At 67.0% G+C, this 4,595-nt stretch carries 5 protein-coding genes; 1 reads left to right on the forward strand and 4 read right to left on the reverse strand.

Going from position 1 to position 4,595, the window contains the following annotated elements:
* From JGS39_RS39330 to JGS39_RS39345, 4 genes are all read right to left on the reverse strand, one after another.
* Positions 1 to 517: SDR family NAD(P)-dependent oxidoreductase (locus tag JGS39_RS39330; protein WP_219574558.1), on the reverse strand; the 517-nt coding region annotated here is incomplete at its 3' end.
* Positions 518 to 561: 44 nt separating this feature from the next.
* On the reverse strand, positions 562 to 1,485 hold the full coding sequence (locus JGS39_RS39335; protein WP_308120994.1) for a carbohydrate ABC transporter permease: 924 nt from the start codon (positions 1,483 to 1,485) through the stop codon (positions 562 to 564).
* Positions 1,472 to 2,464, reverse strand: a complete 993-nt coding sequence (locus tag JGS39_RS39340; RefSeq protein WP_308120995.1) for a carbohydrate ABC transporter permease — start codon at positions 2,462 to 2,464, stop codon at positions 1,472 to 1,474. The genes JGS39_RS39335 and JGS39_RS39340 overlap by 14 nt, the downstream gene beginning before the upstream one ends.
* 9 nt (positions 2,465 to 2,473) lie before the next feature.
* Positions 2,474 to 3,742, reverse strand: coding sequence for an ABC transporter substrate-binding protein (locus tag JGS39_RS39345; protein WP_219574559.1), 1,269 nt, complete (start codon positions 3,740 to 3,742; stop codon positions 2,474 to 2,476).
* A 226-nt stretch (positions 3,743 to 3,968) separates the two neighbouring features.
* On the opposite strand from JGS39_RS39345, the gene JGS39_RS39350 reads away from it, so the two are divergent.
* Positions 3,969 to 4,595 (forward strand): LacI family DNA-binding transcriptional regulator (locus tag JGS39_RS39350; protein WP_219574560.1); only part of this gene is annotated, 627 nt, incomplete at its 3' end.

Genomic DNA, 4,595 nt, shown 5'->3' on the forward strand with positions numbered 1-4,595 from the left:
GGCCCTTGGTGAAGCCCCGGATGCCGGCCTTGGCGGCCGCGTAGGCGACCGAGCCGGGGCCGCCGCCGTTGTGCGCGGCCAGCGACGACATCGTGATGACGCGGCCGGCGGACGACTCCTTCAGATGCGGCAGCGCCGCCCGCACCGTACGGAACGTCGAGGTCAGGTTGGTGTCGATGACCCGGTCGAAGTGGTCGTCGGACATCTCGGCGATGGTTGCCCGCCCGATCAGATGACCGGCGTTGCAGACCAGGACGTCCAGCCCGCCGAGGAATCCGGTGGCCTCCTCGACCAGGCGGTCCACCTCGGCCGTCACCGTCGCGTCGGCCTGGAACGCCTTGGCCTTACGTCCGAGCGCCTCGATCGCGGAGACCGTCTTCGCGGCCTCGTCGGCGGAGGAGTGGTAATGGACCGCGACATCGGCGCCGGCCTCGGCCAGGGCGACGGCGATGGCGCGGCCGATGCCGTGGCCTGCCCCGGTCACCAGCGCGCGGGAACCTTGGAGATCAGCAGACATGGGGGTAACCCTTTCGATAACCGGCCCTTGAGGACCGGGACCGGTCACTTGAGACCGGCGGTGGCGAAGCCCTGCACGAAGTAGCGCTGGCCGATCAGGAAGAGAATGACCATGGGCAGGGTGGCGAGCGTGGTGCCCGCCATCAGGAAGTGCCACTGGGGGCCGTTCTCCGTCTTGAAGACGGAGAGCCCCACCTGGATGACCCGCAGACTGTCCGTCCGGGTCACCAGCAGCGGCCACAGGAAGTTGTTCCAGGACGATTCGAAGGTCAGCAGCGTCACCGTGATGAGCGCGGGCTTGACCTGCGGCGTCATGATCCGGGCGTAGATCCGGAACTCGCCCAGACCGTCCAGCCTGGCCGCCTCCTCCAGTTCCACCGGAAGATCCAGGTAGAACTGCCGGAAGAGGAAGACGGCGAACGGAGTGACCGCACCGGGCACGATGAGCGCCCACCAGGTGTCGAGCCAGCCGCTGCCGCCCTGGCCGAAGAGGTCGTTCCCGCCGGCCAGCGGCATGAAGCGGACGATCAGGAACTCGGGCAGCACCTTGGTGTACGTCGGGATCATCAGGGCCGCGATGAAGAGGTAGAAGATGACCTCGCTGCCCCGGAATCTGATCCGGGCCAGCGCGTACCCCGCCATCGAGGCGAACACCAGGTTGAGCAGGGTGTGGCTGGTCGCGATGATGAAGCTGTTGCGTGCGTACGTGGCGAAGGGCGCGGCCGTCAGCGCCTCGCTGTAGTTGCTGAAGTCCCAGTGTTCCGGCAGCAGTCCGGCGTCCTGCGACGCGATCTCCACCGGAGTCTTGAGAGAGGTCAGCACCATCCAGACGAACGGCACCACCATCAGCAGGGAGATCACGGACAGCGTCACGTAGAGCGCGATCCGGCCGACGGTGAGCGGCTTCCGCTGCGCCACCGGGCGGGATGTGTGCCCGACCCCGGGCTTGTGCAGCTCAGTTGTGGCCACGGGTACCTCCCATAATCCGCCGGTTGACCAGGGTGAAGCCCATCAGCAGGACGAACAGCACCAGGGACTGGGCGCTGGCGTAGCCGACGCGGAACTCCCGGAAGGCGGACTTGTAGATCTCGTACGTCATCATCGTGGTGCTGTTGGCCGGCCCACCCTCGGTGAGGATGTAGATCTGGTCGAACGCCTGGAACGCGGTGATCATCGAGGTGATGAGTACGAAGAACGTCGCGGGCTTCAGCAGCGGCAGAGTGATCGAGAAGAACTGCCGGGCCTTGGACGCGCCGTCCACCGACGCCGCTTCGTACAGTTCCCTCGGCAGGGACTGGAGCGCGGCCAGGTAGATGAGCATCTTCATGCCGATGCCCTGCCAGACCCCGACCAGGATCACCGAGGGCAACGCCCAGGTGGTCGACGAGAGCCAGGCCGGACCGTCGATCCCGACAAACGAGAGCAGGGCGTTGAGCAGCCCGTTGTTCGGGTTGTAGATCCACAGCCAGACCAGTGCGATCGCCACCGTGGCGGTGACCTGCGGCAGGAAGATCGCGGTACGGAAGATGCCGCGCGCCTTCAGACCCGTGTGCAGGGCGAGCGCCAGCAGCAGCCCCAGCATCATGCCGAACGGCACGGTGAAGAAGGTGTAGATGACGGTGTTGACGATGGACTTGACGGTGTTGACGATGGACTTGCGGAACACCGCGTCGTCCAGCATCTCCTTGAAGTTGTCCAGGCCCACGAACTGCGGCGGCGTCAGCACGTCGTACTTCGTGAAGGCCAGGAAGACCGAGGCGACGACCGGCAGGCCGATCCAGAGGGCGGCATGCAGCAGGGCGGGGGCCACCATCAGCATGCCGGCCCGTTGCCGGCGGCGGCCCGGACCCGTCGGGGTCCTGCCGGCCCGCTGCTTGGCGGGCCGGGTGTTACCGGGCAGGGAAGGCGGCCGCGCGGGCCGTGCCTTCAGTACGGATACAGCTCCCACAGTGGCGCCTCACATCCGGCCGATGGCGGCCTCGGCGAGACGGCCGAGTTCCGCGATGGCGTCCTTCGCGGACTGACCGCCCACGATCGCCGGCTCCAGCGTCGGCTTGATCTTCTCGCGGATCTCCATCCAGGCCGCGGTGCCGCCCTCGGAGCAGGCAGCGCCCATGTTCTGGAGGGAGAGATCGACGAACTTGTTCTCCTTGACGTAGCTGGAGTCGCTCAGGTCCTTCAGCCCGGGCACCGAGCCGCGCTGCTTGGCCGCGCCCAGGATCGATTCCGGGGTCGCGAGGTACTCGACCAGCGCACGGGCCGCCGCGGGGTGCTTGGAGCTTGCCGACTGCGTGACGAGGGTGCCGCCCTGGAGCATCGCCGGCTTGCGGTTGGCCAGCACGAACGCGCCGAGTGTGTCGTCCTTCAGCAGTTCCGGGTTCTGTTCGCGGACCTGCTCCCACAGGGCGCTGGTCGTCATCATCATCGACGCCCTGCCCGTCTGGACGTTCGTCGGTGCGCCGGGGTCCGTCTTCTTGGCGTAGTTGGCGGAGCCGTCCTTGATCAGGTCCTTGAAGAACTCCAGCGCCTCGACTCCCCGGCTGTCGGTGAACAGCACCTTCTTGCCGTCGGCGCTGAACAGCTGACCGCCGTTGGCGAACAGGAAGGTCTCCCAGCACTGGCGCAGATCGATCGAGAACGGGTCGAATCCGATCCGGCCGTCCTTCGTCAGCTGCTTCGCCACGGCCCGCAGTTCTGCCCAGTTGGCGGGGGTCTTCTTGATCCCCGCCTCGGCGAAGTGGTCCTTGCGGTAGACGACGATGCGGGTGTCGAGGACTACCGGCAGCGCGTACAGCTTGCCGTCGTAGCGCGACGGTTCCAGCACCCGCTTCTCGTAGTCGTGCGCGGTGGCGAACTTCTCGGGCAGCGGGGCGATCGCCTTCTTGGCCGCGAACGGCGGGATCCAGCCGACCCCCATCATCAGGACGTCGGGCAGCAGGCCGCCGGCCATCCCCGTGGTGATCTTCTCGTTGAGGTGCGCGTACGTGGTGTAGTCCACGTTCACCTTGACGTCCGGATACTTCTTCCGGAAGCCGCCGAGGATCTCCTTCTCCAACAGCGTCTTGCCGTTGGCGTTCTCGTAGATCGGGGTGAGCAGCGTGATCTCGCCCTCGGCGGGACCGTCGGCCGAGCCGGCCGCCGTGGAGCCGGTGCCGCAGCCCGAGAGTGCGGCCGCAGCCGTACCTGCGCCGATGGCGGCGAGCAGCGACCGTCGTTTGAGTTCCATTGGGCACCCCTTTTGAGGTGGAGGCAGTGGATCGATCCAGCGATGGCATCCCAGCCATGGCTGGGAAGTGCTGGTAAATCGATGCACTGAGACTAAGAACGCTCCGAGAGGCGCGTCAACAGCTGATGCACAACAATTTTCCGGGAAGTTAACGGGTGTACCGGTGAAGAGAGTTCAGTAAATCGGTACACTAGTGTGGCTGAACACGTTCCGAACCGGAGGTGGCATGAGCGGGGTAACGATCCATCAGGTCGCGGAGGCTGCGGGTGTCTCCGCCAGCACCGTGTCGAACGTCCTCAACGGACGTACGGACCGTATGCAGGCGGCGACCCTGGCCCGCGTGGAGCAGGTGATCGAGCAGCTCAGCTACCGGCCCAACCGCGCGGCCCGCATGCTGCGCACCGGCCGGATCAAGGTCATCGGCCTGATCGTGCCGTCCGTCGCCAACCCCTTCTGGGGGGCGCTCGCCCGGGAGCTGGAGGCCATCGCGCTGGCCGAGAGGGGGGCCTTCGACCGCACCGCCCAGGCGGGTGATCCGCCGTCGCTGGCCTCCATCAGCGTCGACAACGCGATGGGCGCCGAGCTCGCCACCCGTCATCTGCTGGAACTGGGACACCGCCGACTGGCGTTCGTCTCCGGCTCGGTCAACAGTGTCAACCGCCGCGAGCGGCTGCGCGGCTTCCGCGCCGCCCTGGAGTCGGCGGGCCTCGACCCGGCCGACGCGATCGTGTGGCCCGGCGCCGACACCGCGGAGTTCGGCGACAAGGACGCCGCCGAACTGGGACGCAAGGCCGCCCGCGAACTCCTCTGCGGCCCACGTCCGCCCACCGCCTTCGTCGCCATCAACGACATG

Source organism: Streptomyces poriferorum, assembly GCF_019399235.1.
Classification (GTDB): Bacteria; Actinomycetota; Actinomycetes; order Streptomycetales; family Streptomycetaceae; genus Streptomyces; species Streptomyces poriferorum.

Bases quoted from the DNA above. Each gene is read 5' to 3' on its own strand.
- JGS39_RS39345 (WP_219574559.1), bottom strand. From the start codon at position 3,742: ATGGAACTCAAACGACGGTCGCTGCTCGCCGCCATCGGCGCAGGTACG.